This window comes from Aporhodopirellula sallentina SM41, from assembly GCF_000346505.1.
Taxonomy (GTDB): domain Bacteria; phylum Planctomycetota; class Planctomycetia; order Pirellulales; family Pirellulaceae; genus Rhodopirellula; species Rhodopirellula sallentina.
In genome coordinates this window covers 1-721 of record NZ_ANOH01000034.1, presented here as the reverse complement: position 1 = coordinate 721, position 721 = coordinate 1, and the positions used below count along the sequence as shown (strand labels likewise).

1 pseudogene is annotated in these 721 nt (G+C 56.9%); it reads left to right on the top strand.

Annotated elements, in window-relative coordinates:
- Window positions 1–721 (top strand): annotated as a pseudogene (locus RSSM_RS01660) (hypothetical protein); the annotation flags it as partial.

Below are 721 nucleotides of genomic sequence, written 5' to 3'. Positions count from 1 at the left end.
GGTCACCAAAGACATGGGCGGAAGCTACCAGTGCCAAGCTGTTGCTGCTGCTCCTGCAGCTGCTTCGAGCGGTTGCGGATGTGCCACCAGCGCCTGCGGAAGCCCTTGTGGCGGATGCGGTGGCTGCGAAAGCAGCTGCGGTTGTGGCGGTGCAAGTGCAGTCGCTTCGGCTTGTGCTCCTGCCGTTACCTATCGCAAGGTTTACGTGCCTAACGTCGTCACGCAACAAGTCCCTGTGACTTCGTACCAGCGTACGACCGAAAAGGTTCCTTACACCTTCACCACGACTTCGTACACCTGCCAAACCAAGACCCGTATGGTCCCGGTTACCCGCATGCGTACCGAAACTCGTCAGCGTATGGTTAACGTCACCAAGTGCCGTACCGAAACCCGCACCCGCATGGTTCCGGTTACCAAGACTCGTCAAGAGACTCGTACTCGTGACTACACCGTCACCAAGTACCGTACCGAGCAACGCACCCGCGAAGTTCCTGTTCAAAAGACTCGCATGGAAACCCGCACCCGCGAAATTCCTGTGACGACGATGACCACGGAAACCAAGACTCGTATGGTTCCTGTGACCAAGACTCGTGTTGAAACTCGTACTCGTACGGTTCCTTACACCACGATGACCACCGAGGAACGTACTCGTACCGTCACCGTGCAAAAGTGCCGTCAAGAGACTCGTGAGCGTTCGTACGACGTGACCAAGTACCGTACC